At 67.0% G+C, this 18836-nt stretch carries 17 protein-coding genes and 1 tRNA gene; 13 read left to right on the forward strand and 5 right to left on the reverse strand.

Going from position 1 to position 18836, the window contains the following annotated elements; genetic code table 11:
- Positions 1–89: 89 nt before the first annotated feature.
- The 5 genes from C2R22_RS10995 to C2R22_RS11015 all read left to right on the forward strand — a co-directional run bounded on the left by C2R22_RS10995 (position 90) and on the right by C2R22_RS11015 (position 4684).
- Positions 90–593, forward strand: coding sequence for an LUD domain-containing protein (locus tag C2R22_RS10995; protein WP_103425797.1), 504 nt, complete (start codon positions 90–92; stop codon positions 591–593).
- Positions 586–2808: an LUD domain-containing protein gene (locus C2R22_RS11000; protein ID WP_103425798.1), complete on the forward strand. Its 2223-nt coding sequence runs from the start codon at positions 586–588 to the stop codon at positions 2806–2808. Before C2R22_RS10995 ends, C2R22_RS11000 begins: the two co-directional genes overlap by 8 nt.
- Before the next feature lie 73 nt (positions 2809–2881).
- A complete protein-coding gene (locus C2R22_RS11005) occupies positions 2882–3580 on the forward strand; it encodes an amidohydrolase family protein (RefSeq protein ID WP_103425799.1) in 699 nt (232 codons plus the stop codon).
- The gene (locus tag C2R22_RS11010; RefSeq protein WP_103425800.1) at positions 3490–4251 is read left to right on the forward strand and encodes a dihydroorotase; all 762 of its coding nucleotides are present in this window, start codon (positions 3490–3492) and stop codon (positions 4249–4251) included. The genes C2R22_RS11005 and C2R22_RS11010 overlap by 91 nt, the downstream gene beginning before the upstream one ends.
- Before the next feature lie 145 nt (positions 4252–4396).
- Positions 4397–4684, forward strand: a complete 288-nt coding sequence (locus tag C2R22_RS11015; protein ID WP_103425801.1) for a PRC-barrel domain-containing protein — start codon at positions 4397–4399, stop codon at positions 4682–4684.
- Between the two features lie 109 nt (positions 4685–4793).
- Here C2R22_RS11015 and C2R22_RS11020 read toward each other — a convergent pair whose 3' ends face one another.
- Complete coding sequence (locus tag C2R22_RS11020) at positions 4794–6260, reverse strand: DHH family phosphoesterase (protein ID WP_103427646.1); 1467 nt, start codon at positions 6258–6260, stop codon at positions 4794–4796.
- Positions 6261–6404: 144 nt separating this feature from the next.
- On the opposite strand from C2R22_RS11020, the gene C2R22_RS11025 reads away from it, so the two are divergent.
- From C2R22_RS11025 to C2R22_RS11050, 5 genes are all read left to right on the forward strand, one after another.
- Positions 6405–6478: transfer RNA gene (locus C2R22_RS11025), tRNA-Lys, on the forward strand.
- Between the two features lie 413 nt (positions 6479–6891).
- Entirely contained in the window at positions 6892–9696 is a 2805-nt protein-coding gene (locus C2R22_RS25045) for a PGF-CTERM sorting domain-containing protein (protein ID WP_162562462.1), read from the forward strand.
- Between the two features lie 293 nt (positions 9697–9989).
- Positions 9990–11363, forward strand: a complete 1374-nt coding sequence (locus C2R22_RS11040; protein ID WP_103425802.1) for a HEAT repeat domain-containing protein — start codon at positions 9990–9992, stop codon at positions 11361–11363.
- Between the two features lie 45 nt (positions 11364–11408).
- Positions 11409–12689, forward strand: coding sequence for an MFS transporter (locus tag C2R22_RS11045; protein ID WP_103425803.1), 1281 nt, complete (start codon positions 11409–11411; stop codon positions 12687–12689).
- A 66-nt stretch (positions 12690–12755) separates the two neighbouring features.
- Positions 12756–13139: a VOC family protein gene (locus tag C2R22_RS11050; protein ID WP_103425804.1), complete on the forward strand. Its 384-nt coding sequence runs from the start codon at positions 12756–12758 to the stop codon at positions 13137–13139.
- Positions 13140–13181: 42 nt separating this feature from the next.
- On the opposite strand, the gene C2R22_RS11055 is transcribed toward C2R22_RS11050, so the two are convergent.
- Positions 13182–14354, reverse strand: a complete 1173-nt coding sequence (locus C2R22_RS11055; RefSeq protein WP_103425805.1) for a pyridoxal-phosphate-dependent aminotransferase family protein — start codon at positions 14352–14354, stop codon at positions 13182–13184.
- A 103-nt stretch (positions 14355–14457) separates the two neighbouring features.
- Here C2R22_RS11055 and C2R22_RS11060 point away from each other — a divergent pair, with 103 nt between their 5' ends.
- Positions 14458–15861 carry an alpha/beta hydrolase family protein gene (locus C2R22_RS11060; protein WP_103427648.1) on the forward strand — a complete coding sequence of 468 codons (1404 nt, stop codon included), beginning with the start codon at positions 14458–14460 and terminating at the stop codon, positions 15859–15861.
- A gap of 81 nt (positions 15862–15942) precedes the next feature.
- Positions 15943–16551 carry an MBL fold metallo-hydrolase gene (locus C2R22_RS11065; RefSeq protein WP_103425806.1) on the forward strand — a complete coding sequence of 203 codons (609 nt, stop codon included), beginning with the start codon at positions 15943–15945 and terminating at the stop codon, positions 16549–16551.
- A 12-nt stretch (positions 16552–16563) separates the two neighbouring features.
- Here the strand turns inward: C2R22_RS11065 and C2R22_RS11070 are convergent, their stop codons facing one another.
- The 3 genes from C2R22_RS11070 to sod form a co-directional block, all read right to left on the reverse strand.
- Positions 16564–16854, reverse strand: coding sequence for a DUF5827 family protein (locus C2R22_RS11070; RefSeq protein ID WP_103425807.1), 291 nt, complete (start codon positions 16852–16854; stop codon positions 16564–16566).
- A 59-nt stretch (positions 16855–16913) separates the two neighbouring features.
- A complete protein-coding gene (locus C2R22_RS11075) occupies positions 16914–17111 on the reverse strand; it encodes a hypothetical protein (RefSeq protein WP_103425808.1) in 198 nt (65 codons plus the stop codon).
- 112 nt (positions 17112–17223) lie between these two features.
- Positions 17224–17823, reverse strand: coding sequence for a superoxide dismutase (gene sod / locus C2R22_RS11080; RefSeq protein WP_103425809.1), 600 nt, complete (start codon positions 17821–17823; stop codon positions 17224–17226).
- A 202-nt stretch (positions 17824–18025) separates the two neighbouring features.
- On the opposite strand from sod, the gene C2R22_RS11085 reads away from it, so the two are divergent.
- Positions 18026–18778 carry a pirin family protein gene (locus C2R22_RS11085; protein WP_103425810.1) on the forward strand — a complete coding sequence of 251 codons (753 nt, stop codon included), beginning with the start codon at positions 18026–18028 and terminating at the stop codon, positions 18776–18778.
- Positions 18779–18836: the final 58 nt, after the last annotated feature.

Below are 18836 nucleotides of genomic sequence, written 5' to 3' on the forward strand. Positions count from 1 at the left end.
CGGTTTTCGTCGCCGTTCGGGGCCGGTCGTGACCCGGCGATGGACGGCCGAAAGCAAAGAAACTTGAAACCCCTGTCGTAAGGTGACACATGGCGACTGGCACGGTCACGACGTTCGAGGCGTCACTGGACCGCCTCGACGTCGACTGGACGCATACGACGCACGACGGGTTGGCGGACGTTCTCCGGGAGGTGTCGACGGAGCCGGCGGTGGGCACGCCGCTCCCGTTCGACGTCTCCCTGCCCGCGTGGGTGAACACGGAGCCGACCCCGGACGAACTGGAGACGGCGACGACGGGTATCACCGCCGCCGGACTCGGTATCGCGGACTACGGGAGCGTCGTCCTCCCGTCGACGCCCGAGGGGACCGAACCGGTGTCGCTCTTCCCCGACCTCCACGTCGCCGTCCTCCGGACCGGGGACGTCGTTCCGGGGATGGCCGAGGCGTTCGACTTCCTGGGTGAGGAGTTCCGCGACGGCACCCACTCGTCGGCGATTATCGCGACCGGTCCGAGCGCGACGGCCGACATGGGGGCGCTGGTGAAGGGTGCACACGGCCCGAAAGACGTCCACGTGGTGATGCTCGATGAGTAAGAGCACGTCCCGAGAGGCGAAGGCCGCACGCATCCGCTATCTCCTCGAAACCGAGGGCGACGCGGTCAAAGCCAACACGAAGGGCTTCAATCAGGGCCGGTACGACTCCGTCGCGAAACTGGAGTCGTACGAGGAACTCCGCGCCCGTGCCCGCGAAATAAAAGCGGACGCCATCGACCGCCTGCCGGAACTCCTCGACCGGGTGGAAGCGACGGTCGAGGCCAACGGCGGCACGGTCTACTTCGCCGACGACGCCGCGGACGCCAACCGCTACGTCCGGGAGGTCTGCCGGGACAAGGAGGCCGAGCGCGTCGTGAAGTCGAAGTCGATGACCTCCGAGGAAATCGAGGTGAACGAGTTCTTGGAGGAAGACGGCGTGGACGTCGTCGAGACAGACCTCGGCGAGTGGGTGTTGCAGGTCGCCGACGAGGCCCCCTCCCACATCGTCGCCCCTGCCATCCACAAGTCCCGCGAGGGCATCGCAGAGCTGTTCAACGAGACGTTCCAGCCCGAAGAGAAACTCGAAACCGCGGAGGAACTGACGATGTTCGCCCGCGAGCGACTGCTCGAAGAGATCAAAGGCGCGGACGTCGGCATGACCGGGGCGAACTTCATCACCGCCGACACCGGGACCCTGGCGCTCGTCACGAGCGAGGGCAACGCCCGGAAGTCGGCGGTGGTTCCGGACACCCACGTCGCCGTCGCGGGCGTCGAGAAGGTGGTTCCCTCGGTCGAAAGCCTCCAGCCGTTCGTCGAACTCATCGGTCGTTCCGGGACGGGACAGGACATCACCTCGTACATCTCGCTGCTGACGCCGCCCGTCGAGTCGCCGGTCGTCGACTTCGACGCGTCCGACACGCCGCTCGCGAGCGGAGAGAACGACCGCGACTTCCACCTCGTCCTCATCGACAACGGCCGGATGGCGATGCGCGAGGACAGCGAGTTGAAAGAGACGCTGTACTGCATCCGGTGTTCGGCGTGTTCGAACGTCTGTGCGAACTTCCAGTCGGTGGGAGGGCACGGCTTCGGCGGCGAGACGTACTCGGGGGGAATCGCCACCGGGTGGGAGGCCGGCATCGAAGGGCTCGACACGGCCGCGGAGTTCAACGACCTCTGTACGGGCTGTTCGCGCTGTGTCGACGCCTGCCCCGTCAACATCGACATCCCGTGGATCAACACGGTCGTGAGGGATAGAATCAACCGCGGGACCGACCACGAGTTCGACTGGCTCGTCGACGGGCTGACCCCCGACGCCGAGGAGGGAGGGCTCAGCCTGCAGAAGCGGTTCTTCGGCAACTTCTCGACGGTGGCGACGGTCGGCAGCGCCCTCGCGCCGCTGTCGAACTGGGTCGCCGGGACCGACCTCTCCCGGCGGCTGATGGAGTCGACCATCGGCGTCGACGCCCGCCGCGACCTCCCGTCGTTCGAGCGGGAGACGCTCGTCGACTGGTTCGCGGCACGGGGGCCGCGGGTCTCACCGACCGAGGCCGAGCGCGAGGCCGTCGTCTACCCCGACGTCTACACCAACCACGCGATGGTCGAGCGCGGGAAGGCCGCCGTGCGGGCGCTCGAAGCGCTCGGCGTCCACGTCCGCGTCCCCGACCTCCCCGCGTCGGGCCGCGCGCCGCTCTCGCAGGGGATGATCACGACGGCCGAGGAGAAGGCCCACGCCCTCTACGCCGCGCTCGCGGAACACATCGACGCCGAGCGCGACGTCGTCGTCATCGAACCGTCGGACCTCGCGATGTTCGACCGCGAGTACGGGAAGTTCCTCGCCCCGAGGTCCCAGGAGCGGCTCTCGGATGCGAGCTACGAGGTGATGGAGTACGTCTACGGTCTGCTGGAGAACGGCGGCGACCCGAAAACGCTCCGCGCTCCCGGCGCGAACGACAGCGGGGTCGCGTACCACTCACACTGCCAGCAACGAACCCTGGGGCTGGAAGGCTACACGGAAGCGGTCCTCGACCGTCTCGGCTACGACGTCGCCACCTCGGAGGTCGAGTGCTGTGGGATGGCCGGGTCGTTCGGCTACAAGTCCGAGTACTACGAACTCTCGATGGACGTCGGGAGCGAACTCGAAGCGCAGTTCTCCACGCCGGAGACGCGCGAGCGCCGCGTCGTCGCCTCCGGGACGTCGTGTCTGGAACAGCTCGACTCGATGTTGGCACGACCGTCACAGCATCCGGTCGAACTCGTCGCGCCCGAGCGGCTCTGAGCGCGGGACGCGTTTCACTCGCGCTCACTGTCGGCAACGGAACGGCTATGTCGTCCCGCGGTGCGACCAGTGCATGGTAGAGTGTGTCGTCCACGGCGGAACGGTCGTGACTGCGCAGGCGCGGACGGATGCGGACATCGCTATCGACGACGGGACCGTCGTGGAGGTCGGTACGGACCTGTCTCACCTCGACGCCGAGCACCGAATCGACGCCTCCGGTCTCTTGGTGCTTCCCGGCGTCATCGACCCCCACGTCCACGTCGAGTGGCCGGGCTGGGAGTACGACCTCGCCGCCAGACACGGCGGCCGTGCGGCCGCGGCTGGCGGTGTCACGAGCGTCATCAATTTCCTCATCGGCCCGCCGGGAGAACTCGAAACCAACTACGCGGCGTTCCGCGAAGCGATGGAGACGCACTTCATCGGCGACTTCTCCTTTCACGTCGCGGTGTTCACGATGGAACAGGTCCGGAAGGTGCCGAGGTTCGTCGAGGAGGAGGGGCTGACGTCGTTCAAGCTCTTCTTGCCGTACCGCGGCGAGGAGGTGGTCGAACCGCTCGTCGGTATCGACGACGGCATCGTCTACAAGCTCATGGAGACGGTCGCGGCCATCGACGACGCGTACGGCGCACGCGTCCTCGTCCACCCGAGAACGTCGAACCCGCGTTCAAGTTCAAGGAGGCGATGCGAGCCGAGAGCGAGGAGGTCGAAAGCGTCAACACGTGGAACCAGGTCCGCCCTGACTTCCTCGAAGCGGACGCCATCAACCGGCTGATGCTCTTCGCCGACGAGACGAACTGTCCGCTCCACTTCGTCCACATGAGCTCCGAGAAGGGCCTCCGGGCGTTCCAGCGGAACCAGGCGCACACCCGCGCGACTGTCACCGCCGAGGCACAGGTCCAGTACCTGACCGAAGACGCCCGTGACCACGACCACCTCGCCAAGGTGAACCCCCCGATTCGGACGCGTGCAGAACACGACGCGCTCTGGGAGGGCGTCCGTCGCGGCGACATCCGCATCCTCGACTCCGATCACGCCCCCTGTGCGCGCGAGCACAAACCGAACGTCTGGGACGCCACCGTCGGGATCCCACACCTGCAGACGTGGTTCCCCTCCGTTCTGACAGCGGTCCTCGACGGGGGGCAGATCTCACTGCCGAAACTCGTGGAGGTGACGTCGTACAACCCGGCGGTGCACTACGGACTCACCCCCCGGAAGGGCGGTCTCTGGCCGGGTGCGGACGCCGACCTCGTCCTCGTCGACCCCGACGTGCGTACAGTCGTCCGGGCCGAGGAGATGCTCGACCAGTCGGACTTCACCCCGTTCGAGGGGCGCGAGTTCGTCTTCCCCCGGCTCACGATGTCGCGCGGTGAAGTCGTCTACGAGGACGGCGAGGTCGTCGGCAGTGAGGGGAACGCGCAGTTCCTCGCACGTCCGGACCCGTGACGCGCAGCGGCCCGGCACCCCGTCACTCGGGTGCGATCTACCCGCGGTATCTTCCCGGGTTCGACCTGCCCGTCTCGGCCGGTCTGACCACCGTCTGACGCGCGTCTGATACGTAATTAAGAGGGAGGGATTCGTCGCCTGGCGTATGGATGGGACGCCCCAGGAGATCACGAACCTAGTCGGCCGCGAGGTGTACTCGAACAACGGCGTGTTCGTCGGCGAAGTGCGCGACGTCCACCTCGACTTCGAGCGTCAGACCGTCACCGAACTCGCACTACAGGACCTCAACAACGAACTGTTCCACGGTCGTATCGACCCCGGCAAGGGCGTGATGGTTCCGTACCGATGGGTCCGCGCGGTCGGCGACGTCATCCTCATCAACGACGTCGTCGAGCGGTACAAAGAGGAAGAAGAAGAGAAAGCCATCGCCTGACACTGCTGTCGGATCGCCGTCACCGTCCTCACGACGGCGAGACGGCCCTTTTTCGGCTCGCGAGCGAGTCCAACTCGGCCAGCGACGCGTCGGGTGCCCTTCGAGCGCGTCAAGAGCCGTTCGCGCTCTCGCCGGTCGAGGGAGACGAGGAGTCGACGCCGAGCGCCTGGAACAGCTTTCGTCTGACGGCTTCCTCGGTGAGTTGCAGCAGCGTGTCGCGGTTGCCGTCGCCGCTCTCGATGCCCGTGAAGATGCCGAGCGGAATCTCGACGCTGCCCTGCGTCGAGTGGCCGGCGGCCTCGCCGATGCCCGCGAAGGCGTCCTCCAGTGCGTTGCCGATGTTGATGCGGATGTCCTTCGAGCGGGCGGCGAGGTAGATCTTGTCGTCGGCGATGCCGAAAACGGCGGTGGTGGTGATGCCTTCGAGGTTGAGGAGGTGTTGGGCGGCCTGCGTGAGCGCCTCTCTATCCCTGATGAAACCCGCGTTCGACACGAGGTGGCTCCCCTGTACCTCGCGGTTCTGGATCGCCTCCGCGAGGACGTCGAGCGTCTCGGGCGACATCGACGGCGACTCGACCTGTTCGAGCGTGTCGTGGTTCGCGAAGGGGTAGAGGTAGGCAGCCGCGGTGAGGTCGGCGGGCGTCGTCTCCCGCTTGAAGTCCATCGTTTCCGCGCGGATTCCGTAGAGCAGGGCCGTGGCGACCGCCTCCGAGGGGGAGAGGTCGAACTCCTGGATGTACTTCGTCAGGATGGTCGAGGTGGAGGAGACGTTCGGGCGGACGTCCGTGAAGTCCGCGTCGATGCCCTCGTCGGGCTCGAAGTGGTCGATGAAGATGTCGACCTCGACGTCGGCGGTGAGCGCTCCCGACTTCATGTGGTCGACGAGCGCGACGGCGCTGTACTCGTCGAGGGAAGTCTCCGACTGGTGGATGAGTTCGATGCCGAGGAGGTTGACGAACGCGCGGTTCTCCTGGTGGCCGATGTCGCCGTCGTAGACGATGTCGGCCTCCACGTCGTACTCCTCCGCGATGGCCTGGAGCGCGACGGCGCTGGCGATGGAGTCGGGGTCGGGGTTGTCGTGGGTGAGGATGGCCAACTTGCCGTCGGTCTCCCCGAGGAGGTCGGCGAGTTGACGCGCTTTGTACTCCAGCTCACCGGTTTCGAGCGCCCGGAGCGCCGAGTCCGCGATGACCTCCGAGGGGTTGATGACGACGTCGGCGCCCAGGTCGAGGAGTTCGTCCTTCGAGACGGGGTCCGACGCACGGACGACGATGAACTGGTCACCGCCTCCCTCGCGAATCGTCGAGACGGCCGCCTTGTTGGCCTCCACGTCGGACGCGAGGATGAGAATAACGTCGCGGTCCTCGACCGCCGCACTCACGGACGCGTCCATGATGTCCGTCTGCTGGGCGTTGAGGTCCTGGTCGCGCAGCGCCTCGACACGGTCGGCGTCCTTGTCGAGGATCAGGACGTGCTTGCCCTCTTCGGCGAGTTCTTCCGCCACCGCGTGGCCGACGCTCCCACACCCGAGGATGGCGTATGTGGACATCGAGGAGACGGTGACCCCAGTACTCATTCGTACGTTGAGTAACCGGTGGACCACACTTAACACCCACTCTTTACCGGAGCAAGAACCGAGGCCGGCTTCGGGCTGTCACGCCGTGACGTCCGTCGACTGAATGGAAACGCCTTTTAACGTACCTCAGTAAGGTGTGAGTGAGGGCCGGTAGCTCAGTCAGGGAGAGCGACGGACTCTTAATCCGTCGGTCGGGGGTTCAACTCCCTCCCGGCCCGCTTCTGCAAGGAACGTACGTGACGAGCGATGCGGCAACGGAGGATGTGAACTACGGAACGAACGGAGTGAGCGACGTTCAGGTGGTGCAACTCCCGCCTGGCCCGGTTTCTGGGCAAACGAGGCGTTCATACTACTACGCACGCGTGCCCGGCATCGATCCGGAGGACCTCACGTCGTGTCACCCGTCTCTCGGCGTTCTTACCAGCGCGAAGTTCAACACTTAAATGTTTTCTATATATAAGAGATCTGATTATTTTCGTAACACAAGGTACTTATGTAAATGGGTGCAGTTCTGACACGTACCCCTACCCAGGTGGCAGCAGCGAGTATGCGTGATCGCCGCACGCCGCGCGAATTCACGCGAGAAAGGTGTTGTCCCCGATTGCGGTTGCGATTGCGACCCTCCGAAACTATGTCAGACACAAATAACAAGATTCGCGCTGTTGTGCTTGCGGCGCTGATGGTCCTCTCCGTCTTTGCGGGGACCATCGCGTTCGCGGGTACAGCGAGTGCGACCCTCAACCCCGGCAACAGCAGTATCTCTCCGACTACTGTTGATGCGGGAACGACCAACACGCACACGTTCGTAGTAGAGTTCGACGCAGACACGAGTGACACCACTCCTGCTGTCGTCAACATCTCGATGCCTAGCGGCACCGACCTCTCGTCGCCCAGCGTCACGGGCGCGAGTGTTGACGCCGGTTCCGCCTCGTTCACCGACAGCGATGTCTCCGTGAACGACGGGCAGGACTACATCAACCTCACCGTCGCCGACAACAGTGGTTCTATCGGTGACACCGTCCGAGTCAGCTTCGATGCCGACGTCGGGGCGCCGTCTGCAACGGGTAACTTCCCCGTGACCGCCGACGTCGACTCGAACAACGACGGTACTCTCGAGACTGACGGTGGAACGGTCGACACGCTCACGCTCGAGAGCTCCAGCCGCACCATCAACAACGGTGGTACGGTCTACCTCGGTGAGAGCGACGTCGACCTGACGCAGATCAGTGGTGTCTCCGCCGGTAGTTCGGCTACCTTCACGGGTGTCAGCGGCGACGCCGACGGTTCGACGGCGTCCGTTGGCGACCCGCTCGCCGCCGACATCACGGAAGCGAACAACTTCGAGACCGGCGGCTACAACACCTCGGGTAACTCCGACGGCACCGCCAACTTCTTCGTCGTTGAACCGCAGGTCACTGACCTGACGATCTACTCCGGCGCCGGTACGGGTGGCGCGGACGTCACGGACGGTTCGATCGTCACCGACACGGACACCATCACCGTCGAGGCCGACTGGAACTTCGACGAGGCCGAGAACGTCTCGATCACCATCGAGGACGAGGACGGCCTCGAGGTCCAGTCGCAGCTCACCTCGAACACCGGTCTCCTCGAGATCGGTGAGTCCGGTGGCAACGTCGAACTCTCGGACGTCACCGACCTCGACACGGGCGAGTACACCGTCACGGTCGAGGGCGAGGACGACCTCGACGGCGCGTCGCGCAGCGCGACGTTCACCATCCGCGACGAATCGCAGAGCATCTCGCTGGGCCAGTCGAGCGCCACGCAGGGCGACAACGTCGTCGCCACGGTCACCGGCACGCCCGGAACGTACGGTCTCCTCCGCATCGAGCAGGGTGACACCGACGACCTCGAAGCTGGCGACGCGAACGCGAGCCAGGTCTTCGCCAACACCGGCGACGTCCAGGGCCGCTTCGGCACTGACGACCTCGCTGGCGACCAGGACGAGGACTACGTCGGCGCTGTCGTCGACATGGACGACGAAGGTGAAGCGCAGGTCCGTATCCAGACGGACAGCCTCGACACGACGACGCTCGACGTCGAGTTCGTCGAGATGGACAGCGCGGACACCAACCCCGGCACGCTCCAGACAGCGTTCAACGCGAGCGCTGACGACTCCGCGGAGCTGACGGTCGAAGAGCAGTCGATCAACATCTCGTCCGCCCCGAGCGTCGTCCGCATCGGTGAGGAGTTCACCATCGAGGGAACTGCCGCCGAGTCGGACGAGGTGAAGGCGTACGCGCGCATCGACCAGAACTACGTCCCGCTCGTTGACGAGGACGGCGACTGGGCCGAGGACGACGTCGACTCGAACGGCGAGTTCTCGCTCGACATCGACTCGAGCAGCAACATCAGCCTGCCCGACTCGTACCGCATCGCGGTCGTCGCTGACCCCGTCGACGACGACGGCACGAACTACCTGAGCGCAGGTAACCAGGACAACGAGATCGACTCGGACACCTACAGCGAGTTCGACACGAAGACGACGACGACCGTCCGCACCGTCGAGGGCGACCTCACGGCACAGGTCTCGTCGCAGAGCATCGCCGCGAACGTCGGTGACGAGGTCACGCTGTCGGGCACCGCGCTCGGCCAGGGTGACTCGGTCCGCGTCTACCTGATCGGTCCGCGCGGGAACTTCCTCGACGCCAGCGGGGCCTCGCAGGCCGCCGAGGAGATCGACATCGACGAGGAAGAGTTCGAAGAGGACTACGCCGCGTTCAGTAACCGCGGTCAGTACACGTTCATCGTCGTCGGCCAGGGCCGCGACGGTGACTACGCGTCTGACTACGGCTTCGGTGGCGACGCCCTGCAGTCGGACCTCACGCCGCAGCAGGCAGTCGCGATCGTCAACGACGAGTACACGGGTGCTGGCGTTGACGACCAGATCGTCGAAATGACCGTCTCTGCGGAGAACCCGCAGCTCTCGATCGACGACTTCACCACGAACGGTGAGGTCGCCCAGGGCGAGGTCACCGTCTCGGGTACCTCGAACCGCGAGGACGGCACGACCGTCTTCATCGAGGTCCTCGGCCAGAACGAGAACGTGATCGCCTCGGACGAGGCTGAGGTCAACGGTTCGACCGGCGAATGGTCGACCACGATCGACATGTCGGACGTCGAGACGGGCACGTACACGCTGCGTGCTGACGACGACGAGGCTTCGGCCTCGCTCGAGTTCGAGCTCGTCGAGTCGGTGAGCACGCCGACCGAGGAGCCGACGCCGACCGAAGAACCGTCGACTGACGAGCCGACGCCGACCGAAGAGCCGACGACCGACGAATCGACGCCGACCGAAGAGCCGACGACCGACGAATCGACGCCGACTGAGACGTCCACGTCGACGCCCGGCTTCGGTGTCATCGTCGCGCTCATCGCGCTCATCGCCGCGGCGCTGGTCGCAGTCCGTCGCGACTAACTAACCACGACTGACCGGCGAAACCGGTCACACGGTGCGGTTTCATTTCTTCGCGACGCCACCCACCGCGAGTGGTAACGCCGCTAACCAAGAGGCGACGCGGGTGCCGTCGGAGTCGTCCGATTCCAACGCGAGTCCGGATGACGAACGTCCAGTTTCGGTTCCGACCGGATCGGGCATCCACTCACAGCGACCGCGCCACTGTTCGATGCGGGGGATGATTTCAAGAGGGGTGGTCACGAATCGAAGGTAGTGACCGTGAACAGGCGCGGGCCGAACGGGGAGGACCACGGGTGAGCGAGGACGACCGATGGGTCGAAGACGGTGCGACCCCGGACATCGTTCCGGAGAGCGCCAGGGAGCTCGTCGTACTCGTCGAATCGACGGACGCCGCGGTCGTCGCCCTGTGGTGGTGGGACGGTGACGACCGGCGAACCACGTTCGCGTTCGACGTCGATCCGACACCACCCGACGACGGCTCCACTGTCGACGTCCGGAGCGTCGAAGCGGACCGACCGGTCGCCCCGCCGGTTCCACTGGCAGCGGTCGACGCGGTTCGTCCGCTTCCGACTGCCGCGTCGGCGACAGCAGCGCTCCCGGACGACCCATCTCGACGGGCGGCACTGCTTCGGGGGCTCGCCGCGCACGCGCCCGAACTCGTCGACGTCAGCGTCGTCCTCTGCCTACTCACGTCTACGACCGAGGACGTCCCGGCCCTCACGGACGCGCTGGGGTGTCTCTCGACGCTCGCGGCCGACCGACCCGACGACTGCGTGGCGGCGATTCCATCCGTCCACGCGCTCGTTACCGACCCGACGGACCACGCGGTCCACGCCGCGGCGCTCACGTGTCTGGCGGCGCTCGCCGCCGCCTGTCCAGAGGAGGTCGCCCCGCACGTCGAGAGCACCTTCTCCGGGCTCGAATCGTCGGACTCGACCGTCGTGACGGCGGCGGTTACCTGCGTCTCACACGTCGCGTCCGGGGACCCCGAGTCGGTCATCGACGCCACCGACCGACTCGTGAGACTGATGACGGCAGCCGACCCGACCGTCCGGATACACGCCGCGTTCGCGCTCGGACGCGTCGCCGTCGTCGCGCCCGAGGTTGTCCGGCCCGACGTCGCCAGCCTCGCTCGCGTGGTGGGCGACGAGACGGAGCGGACGGCGGCCCGGTTGAACGCGACGTGTGCGGTCGGCCGGGTCGCCGGCGAGTGGCCCGACGCCGTCGTCGAACACCTTCCGACGTTCGTCGGCGCGCTCGGGGACGGCGATTCGGGGATTCGAGCCAACGCGGCCGGCGTCGTCGGCGATGTCGCGACGACCCACGCCGTCGCGGTCCGGCGGCACGTCGACGCGCTCCTCGCGTGTCTCGACGACGACGACAGCGTCGCACGGGCGAACGGGTCGACGGCACTCGCCCGCGTCGCCCGCGAGTTTCCCGAGACGGTCGCACCACACGTCGACCGACTCGTCGACGCGCTCGACGACACCGACGCGCTCGTCCGCGAGAACGTCTGCTGGACGCTCGGCTACCTCCGCGACGACGCCCGCACGGCCCGTCCGGTCCTCGAACGCGTTCGGACTGACGACGGCGACGAGCGGGTCCGGGGCCGCGCGGCGTGGGCGCTCGACGAAGTCGGCCACGGCGGGGTCGGCGCCACCGAGTGACCGGCGTATCGAAACCAGTTTCACCCCACTCCGCCGACCCTCGGTGTGAACCGTCCCTCGCTCCCGCCCTTCTTCGCCCTCTACTGCTCGCGGTTCGCCAGCGGCTTCGGCTTCATCACCCTCGCAACGCTCCTCCCGAAGTACATCGAGGCGCTCGACCCCTCGGCGGTGACCGTGCTGGGACTGACGGTCTCCGCGGGCCTCGTCATCGGCCTGTTCACCACCGGCTTCACGCTCTCGTCGGGGCTCGCCGTCGTCCCCATCGCCTGGTGGGGCGACCGCGGCGACAAGCGACGCGTCCTGCTCGCCGGCCTCGTGCTGGGCGTGGGGGTCTACGCGGCGTATCCGTTCGTCGAGTCGAGCCTCGGGTTCATCCTCCTCCGCGTCGTCCAGGGCGTCGTCTTCGTCGCCCTCTCGCTCATGTCGCTCGGCCTCGTGGGACAACTGGCGACGACGGGAACCAGAGCGAACTACATCGGGAAGGCCAACTCGTGGGCGTTCGCCGCCTCCATCGTCGGGAGCCTCAGCGCCGGGGTGCTGTACGACCGCTTCGGCTTCGGTCCCGTCTTCACCGTCGTCACCCTCGTCTTCGTCGTCACGACCGTCCTCGTCTGGTGGTTGCTTCCCTCGGACGACACCGTCGTCGAGGAGTTCCCGTTCTCGGACCTCGCGCTCAACGAGCGCATCCTCACCATCGCAACCTTTCGAACCCAGTACGCCGTCGCCGTCACCCTGGTCCGGACGTGGGTCCCCATCTTCGCGGGCGTCTCCGCCGCGACCGGCGGCCTCGCGTACGGCGGCCTCGCGGTGAGCCTCACCGTCGTCGCCGAGAAGTTCACCAACATGCTCTCTCAGCCGACGATGGGCCGCCTCTCGGACAGGTACGGCCGCGCGGCGTTCGTCGCCTGCGGCGGCGCGCTCTACGGACTCATCGCCCTCGCGGTTCCCTTTTCTCCACAGATGGGCGTCGCGCTCGGCCTGCCCGCGGCGCTGCCCCTCCTCGGGCCGCTCTCGCCCGCGTTCGTCCCGCTCGTCGGGCTGAGCGGACTCCTGGGCGTGGCGGACAGCCTCCGCGAACCCGCGAGCATGGCGCTGTTCGCCGACGAGGGGACCGACTCGGGAGGTGTCGCCTCCAGTTTCGGCGTCCGCGACCTGCTCTGGCGGCCCGGCAGCATCGCCGCACCTCTTTTGGGCGGGTGGCTCATGACCGAAGTCGGCATGGCGTGGGTGTTCTACGTCGGCGGCGCGTTCGCGCTCACCGGGGTCGTGGCCTTCGTCGGGACGCTCGCGGTCAGTCACGGCCCGCGTGCGCTCTCGGAGTGGTAGCGGGGGTCGGTCGCGGGCGGACGCGGGGCCGGTAACGGTTTGTCGGTCGCCACCCCTTCCACGCCCATGCACGTCACCGGCATCGACCACCTCGTGCTGTACGCGACCGACATCGAAGAGACCTGCGAGTTCTACGCGGAGACGCTCGGCGTGGCTGACGTCGAGACGTTCGGTGGCGGGCGCGTCGCGCTCTCGTTCGGCAGCACGAAGCTCAACCTCCACCCCGCCGGCGACGAGTACGATCCACACGCGGTCGATCCGGCACCGGGGTCGGCCGACTTCTGCCTCGTCGTCGACGAACCGATTCCGACCGTCGTCGAGCGCATCGAGGACGCCGGCGTATCGATCGTCGAAGGCTCTGGTACCCGGACCGGCGCCCGCGGTGAGATGGAGTCGGTCTACGTCAGAGACCCCGACGGCAACCTCGTGGAGTTCGCCCACTACGGGTGAGTCGAGAAGGAGAGAAGACGTGAGCGAGCGGCGTGTCGCGCCTCAGTCGTCCGAGGGAGCGGCCGTGACCTGCTCGGTGTCGTAGCCCTCTGCTTCGAGCGCGTCCGCGAGCGCCGAGAGGACGTACTCGACGTTCTTCGGTCGCGCGGAGTAGCCCATGCAGCCGATGCGCCAAATCTCGCCGGAGAGGTCACCGAGCCCCGAGGCGATTTCGAGGTCGTACTCGTCCAGCAGGTGAGCGATGACCGCGCCGTCGTCGACACCGCTGGGCACGCGCACCGCGTTCAGCGAGGGGAGCCAGTACTCGTCGGGGGCGTTCATCTCCAGGCCCATCGCCTCCAGTCCGGATTTGAGTTCGCCCGCGACGTCGAGGTGGCGCTCCCAGCGCGCTTCGATACCCTCCTCCGCGACGAGGCGGAGTGCCTCCCGGAGCGCGTAGACGTTCGTGACCGGGGCGGTGTGGTGGTACGCGCGCTCCTCGCCCCAGTACCCCTCTAAAAGCGAGAGGTCGAGATACCACGACCGCGGCTCCTCCTCCCGGGAGAGCACCTTGTCCATCGCGCGGTCGTTCAGCGTCAGGGGCGACGCACCCGGCGGGCAGGAGAGACACTTCTGCGGCCCCGAGTAGGCGACGTCGATATCCCACTCGTCGACGCGGAGTTCGACCCCGCCCAGCGACGTGACGGTGTCGGCGATGACGTACGCGTCGTGACTGTGAGCGATGTCGGTGAGTTCCGACACCCCGGGCTGTTTCACGCCCGTAGAGGTCTCGGCGTGGACGAACCCGAAGACGTCTATCGAATGCTCGTCGAAGGCCGCCTCGACGTCGGCGGGGTCGAGCGGTTCGCCCCACGGCGCGTCGACGTGGACGACTTCGCCGCCCGCGCGCTCGGCCATCGACTGCATGCGCCCGCCGAAGTAGCCGTTCGTCGGCACCAGTGCGGTGTCGCCGGGTTCGACGAGGTTGCCGATGGCGGCCTCCATCGACGCCGACCCCGTGCCCGAGACGGGGATGGTCCACTGGTTGTCGGTCCGGAACGTGTATCGAAGGAGTTCCTGCACCTCGTTCATGATCTCGACGAACGAGGGGTCGAGGTGCCCCACGAGGGGCGTGCTCATCGCGCGAAGGACGCGGGGATGGACGTCGCTCGGGCCCGGGCCCATCAGGGTCCGGTCCGGGGGTGTCAACTCGCCTACGTCTGGTGCTTTCTCCATACGACCACTCACGCGTCCTCGGTGAAAAACCCGTATGAATCGCCCGCTCGGTGCGCGACAGTCTCACACGAACTGTCAAGACGTCGTCGTGCCATTCGACGGTATGGACCACCTCGCGACCCCTCGCGTCCACCGACTCCTGGCCTCCCCGGTCGGCCGTGCGCTCGACGCCGACTGGTTCGACCGACTGAAAACGCGGTCGCTCCGCCGCGAGTTCGCCGTCCAGCGCGCCCGGGCCGCCGCGGACGTCGCCGTCGGCGCGTCGCCGCGGGCGTACCTCCAGGCTGTCGGTGCGCCGCCCGCACCACATCTCTCGGACCGAATCGAGGCGGCGCTCGCGCGCTACGCATCGCGACGGGAGGCCGCGTTCGACGCGAACGAGCGCTGGGAGGACGTCCTGTGGGACCCGGCGTCGTCGGTCGAGGAGCGTCTCGACGCCGAGCGCGAGCGCCGCCGGGCCGAACACCGCCGGCGCGACGTCGCGGACGTCTTCGGCTTCCTCGTCGACGACCACCTCGTGCCACCGGTCGATTATTCGATCCCCGACCCAGAGACGGTCCTGTCGAAGTACCACACCGACCTCGTCACGCCCGACCCGGTGTACCGTGTCCCCGAACGCTCTCCGCGGGTCGAGCGGTCGGACTGGGTCCCCGGTCCCGATACCGTCGAGTACTGGCTCCGGTTTCCCTCCCCGTCGCCGTACGTCTCGGACGACGCCACGGCGCGCGTGTACGAACCGGTCGACGCCGGCGACGACCTCCCGACGCTCGTGTTCTACGGCGGGATGGGCATGGTGAACGACTGCGCCGCCTACTGGCCCGAGGAGGCGTATCTCGGGCGTGCGCTCGCCCCCGAGGGCGTCCGCGTCGTTCTCCCCGACGCCCCGTGGCACGGACGCCGCGAACGCGAAGGGAGATACAGCGGCGAACCGTATCTCGCACGCGCGCCGGAGTCGACGCTCCAACTGTACGCGGCGGCCGTCGTCGAGGCCGGGACCTTCGTCGACTGGGCGCACACGGAGGGGTCGGGCGTCGGTCTCGGTGGGATCAGTCTCGGCGGCATCGTCGCGATGCACGTCGCGGGCCGCTGTGGGTCGTGGCCCGAATCGGCACGGCCCGAGAGCGTCGTCCCCGTGGCGGCGACCGGAGACGTCGACGCCGTCCTCGTCGAGGGCGACCTCTCTCCGCTCGTGGACCTCGACGACGCCCTCCGCGCGGCGGGCTGGTACGCTCGCCTACACGAACTCGGTCCCCTCCTGAACCCGCCCGACTCGTGTGGACTCGCGCCCGAGCGGGTCTTCCCGGTCTTCGGCCGGCGCGACACCGTCGTTCCCCCTCACACGTTCACGGCGACGCTCGACGCGTGGGGCGTCCCCGAGGAGAACCGGACGACCTGGGAGACGGGTCACTTCGGCGCGTTGCTCCGATCCATCCGCGGCGACCTCGAACCCGTCGTCGACGCGGCGCTGTCTGTCGCCGAGTCGACGCGAACGCGCGTGGCGACCTGAGCCGTCGCATCGACCATCCGACCGGTCGCATCCACCGCCCGGTCGGGAAACGCCGAAGTACTCCGAGCGCTCACTCCTCACATGATCCACAACATCGCCCAGGGCGTCCAGGCGTTCACGAGCAACGCGTTCCTCGTCGCGCCGGGGGCTCGCGGCGAACACGGGGCGAGCGGGAGAACGGTCCTCGTCGACACCGGCGCGAACTTCGACGCCGTCTCGCATCTCGCGGGGGACGTCGACCACCTCGACGCCGTCGTCATAACCCACACCCACCCGGACCACGTCGGCAACGTCGACGCCGTCAGAACTCGATTCGGTGTCGAGACGTGGGGGTTCGACACCTCACACGACGCGGTCGACAATCGGATCGAGGACGGCGAGACGGTTCGCATCGGCACCGAGGAGTACCGCGCGCTCCACACGCCCGGCCACGCCGTCGACCACCTCTGTCTGTACGCGCCCGACGCGGGCGTGCTGTTCGCCGGCGACCTCGTCTTCGCCGGCGGGAGCTTCGGGCGGACGGACCTGCCCGGCGGCGACGGGAAGACGCTCGTCGAGAGCATCGAGCGCGTCGTCGGAACGGTCGAGGGAAACCTCCAGGCGCTCCACACCGGCCACGGGCCGAGCGTGGTCGACGACCCGCTCGACGCGCTGGAACAGTCGCTGCGGGCGGCTCGACTGAGCGCCTGAACCGATCGAGACTCAGTCCTCGTCGAGCGCCGCGACCGCCTCGTCGCTCACGCCGAAGTAGCCCGGGTCGTCGCCCTCGGGGTCGTTGATGACCATGTCCTCCTGGTGGTAGATGAGCCACGGGATGGTCCAGGCGATGATGCGTGCCTCGGTCTCTTCTTCCAACTGCGTGTCGGGCGCGAGGTCCTGCAGTCGCCGGCCGATTTCGGGGACCGTGTACATCAGATCGGGCTCCAGCACCTCCGCGGGCGTGTACATCTGGTACGGGTACAGGACGTCGAAGTCTTCTTTGGGACGGGGCATGCCGGGAGATTCGAACGGGGACGGTAAACGTGTGTCCTCTCGGCGCCGATGGCCCGACCTCACCGGCCGTACCGGAGATACGAGTACCCGAGGAACGCCGCGAGGACGCCGACGAGAAAGCCCGCGAAGAACCCCGGCGGTCCGGCGACCGACCGGACGGCCAGCCCCGCGACGATACCGACGACGGCGCTCCCGAGGACGAGGAAGAAGCCCGTCTGCCACTCCTCGATGAACCCGACGAGGCTCTCACCAGTCATAGGTCGACCGACCGACAGCACCGTCTTAGTCGTGTCGCTCTTGGTGGGTTCGTGGGTCCGTGAGTCCGCGGTGCAAAAAACGTGAGAGGGTGGACGGTGTCGTCGCTCTGTGTTACTCGAAGAGGTCGACGGCCTGTTCGTAGCGGGCGGCGGGTTCGTTCCAGTCGACGACGTCGAAGAACGCCGAGACGAAGTCGCCGCGCTTGGGGCCGTAGTCGTAGTAGTACGAGTGTTCCCACACGTCGAGGGCGAGAATCGGGTGCGAGCCCCACAGCGCGCCCTGGTCGTGCTTGTCGACCACGACGTTGCGCAGTTGGTTCGAGAACGAGTCGTACACCAACAGCGCCCAGCCGCTCGCAGCCCCCGCAGCGGCCTCGAACTCGCCCTTCCACGCCTCGTACGAACCGAAGTCCTCTTCGATGCGGTCGGCCAGCGCGCCCGAAGGCTCGGAGCCGCCCTCGGGCGACATGCACTGCCAGAACAGGTCGTGGAGGATGTGTCCACAGCCGTTGTGGGTGACGCTGCGGATCGCGCCCGCCGACGAGGAGAAATCCCCGCTCTCGCGGTTCTCGGCGAGGGTCTCCTCCGCGGAGTTCCACCCGTTGACGTAGCCCTGGTGGTGGGTGTCGTGGTGCCACGTCAGCACCTGCTCGGAAATGCTCCCTTCCAGCGCGTCGTACTCGTACGGTAATGGGTCGAGTTCGTAGCTCATATCGACATCCGAGTGTAGGGACGGGCCGAGTATGAAGTTTCTCTGTAGCCCGTTTTAGTAGATTCCTTGTTATATGGGTACTCTTCGTTCATTTGTTTTTCCTGGCTTCTTTCGGGTTTTTCTGAAAATAGTACTCTATCTCTGATAGAATTCGACTTCCGCTTGCGAGACGGTTATCGGCGACGGTGCCATCCGTGGCGATATGAGTCGAGACGAAGCCACACGGGACGCGGTGGACGGACCGGTTCCGGGCCAACCAGTCCAGCACGGCACGGGCGTGAACTCGAACCGTGCGTTTCCGACCGACGCGTACCGGTCGAACCTGGACCCGTTCGTCCTGTTCGAGCGCTTCTACATCGACCCCGACACGGGGTTCCCGATGCACCCACACCGGGGGTTCGAAATCGTCTCGTACATGCTCGACGGCGGGATGGAGCACGCGGACTCGCTCGGCGTCGCACACACGGCCTCCGTGGGCGACGCGATGCGTATCACGGCGGGCTCCGGCATCCGTCACTCCGAGTTCCCCGCGGGGGAAGGGGGCTGTAGCGGTCTCCAGCTATGGGTGAACCTCCCGCGGACGAAGAAGGAAATCGACGCCGACTACGCGGACGCCGACGCCGAGGAACTGCCGACCGTCGAAGAGGGCGGAACGAGCGTCACGACCGTCGTCGGCGAGGGCTCGCCGCTCGGTTTACAGACGCCGATGGAGTACCTCGACGTCCGCGTGGAGGGGTCGTGGACCTGGGACGGACGAGACGGCTGGGCCGGGTTCGTCTACGGCGTCTCCGGCGAGGGGACCGTCGACGGCGACGGCTTCGGTCAGGGAGACGTCCTGCCGATGCGCGAGACGAGACCGCTCGAACTCCGGAGCGACGAGGACCTCCGCGTCGTCGTCGTCTCCGGGCAACCACACGGCGAGGAGATCAGACAACGGGGCCCGTTCGTGTTGTAGCCACCCCGATTCCGGTTCCGTCCCCGTCTCTGCTGTCCGAGCGACCGACTATCACCGA

This window comes from Salinigranum rubrum (genome assembly GCF_002906575.1).
GTDB lineage: Archaea > Halobacteriota > Halobacteria > Halobacteriales > Haloferacaceae > Salinigranum > Salinigranum rubrum.

Bases quoted from the DNA above. Each gene is read 5' to 3' on its own strand.
- C2R22_RS10995 (WP_103425797.1), top strand. From the start codon at position 90: ATGGCGACTGGCACGGTCACGACGTTCGAGGCGTCACTGGACCGCCTC.
- C2R22_RS11000 (WP_103425798.1), top strand. From the start codon at position 586: ATGAGTAAGAGCACGTCCCGAGAGGCGAAGGCCGCACGCATCCGCTAT.
- C2R22_RS11005 (WP_103425799.1), top strand. From the start codon at position 2,882: ATGGTAGAGTGTGTCGTCCACGGCGGAACGGTCGTGACTGCGCAGGCG.
- C2R22_RS11010 (WP_103425800.1), top strand. From the start codon at position 3,490: ATGCGAGCCGAGAGCGAGGAGGTCGAAAGCGTCAACACGTGGAACCAG.
- C2R22_RS11015 (WP_103425801.1), top strand. From the start codon at position 4,397: ATGGATGGGACGCCCCAGGAGATCACGAACCTAGTCGGCCGCGAGGTG.
- C2R22_RS11020 (WP_103427646.1), bottom strand. From the start codon at position 6,260: ATGAGTACTGGGGTCACCGTCTCCTCGATGTCCACATACGCCATCCTC.
- C2R22_RS25045 (WP_162562462.1), top strand. From the start codon at position 6,892: ATGTCAGACACAAATAACAAGATTCGCGCTGTTGTGCTTGCGGCGCTG.
- C2R22_RS11050 (WP_103425804.1), top strand. From the start codon at position 12,756: ATGCACGTCACCGGCATCGACCACCTCGTGCTGTACGCGACCGACATC.
- C2R22_RS11055 (WP_103425805.1), bottom strand. From the start codon at position 14,354: ATGGAGAAAGCACCAGACGTAGGCGAGTTGACACCCCCGGACCGGACC.
- C2R22_RS11060 (WP_103427648.1), top strand. From the start codon at position 14,458: ATGGACCACCTCGCGACCCCTCGCGTCCACCGACTCCTGGCCTCCCCG.
- C2R22_RS11065 (WP_103425806.1), top strand. From the start codon at position 15,943: ATGATCCACAACATCGCCCAGGGCGTCCAGGCGTTCACGAGCAACGCG.
- C2R22_RS11070 (WP_103425807.1), bottom strand. From the start codon at position 16,854: ATGCCCCGTCCCAAAGAAGACTTCGACGTCCTGTACCCGTACCAGATG.
- C2R22_RS11075 (WP_103425808.1), bottom strand. From the start codon at position 17,111: ATGACTGGTGAGAGCCTCGTCGGGTTCATCGAGGAGTGGCAGACGGGC.
- sod (WP_103425809.1), bottom strand. From the start codon at position 17,823: ATGAGCTACGAACTCGACCCATTACCGTACGAGTACGACGCGCTGGAA.
- C2R22_RS11085 (WP_103425810.1), top strand. From the start codon at position 18,026: ATGAGTCGAGACGAAGCCACACGGGACGCGGTGGACGGACCGGTTCCG.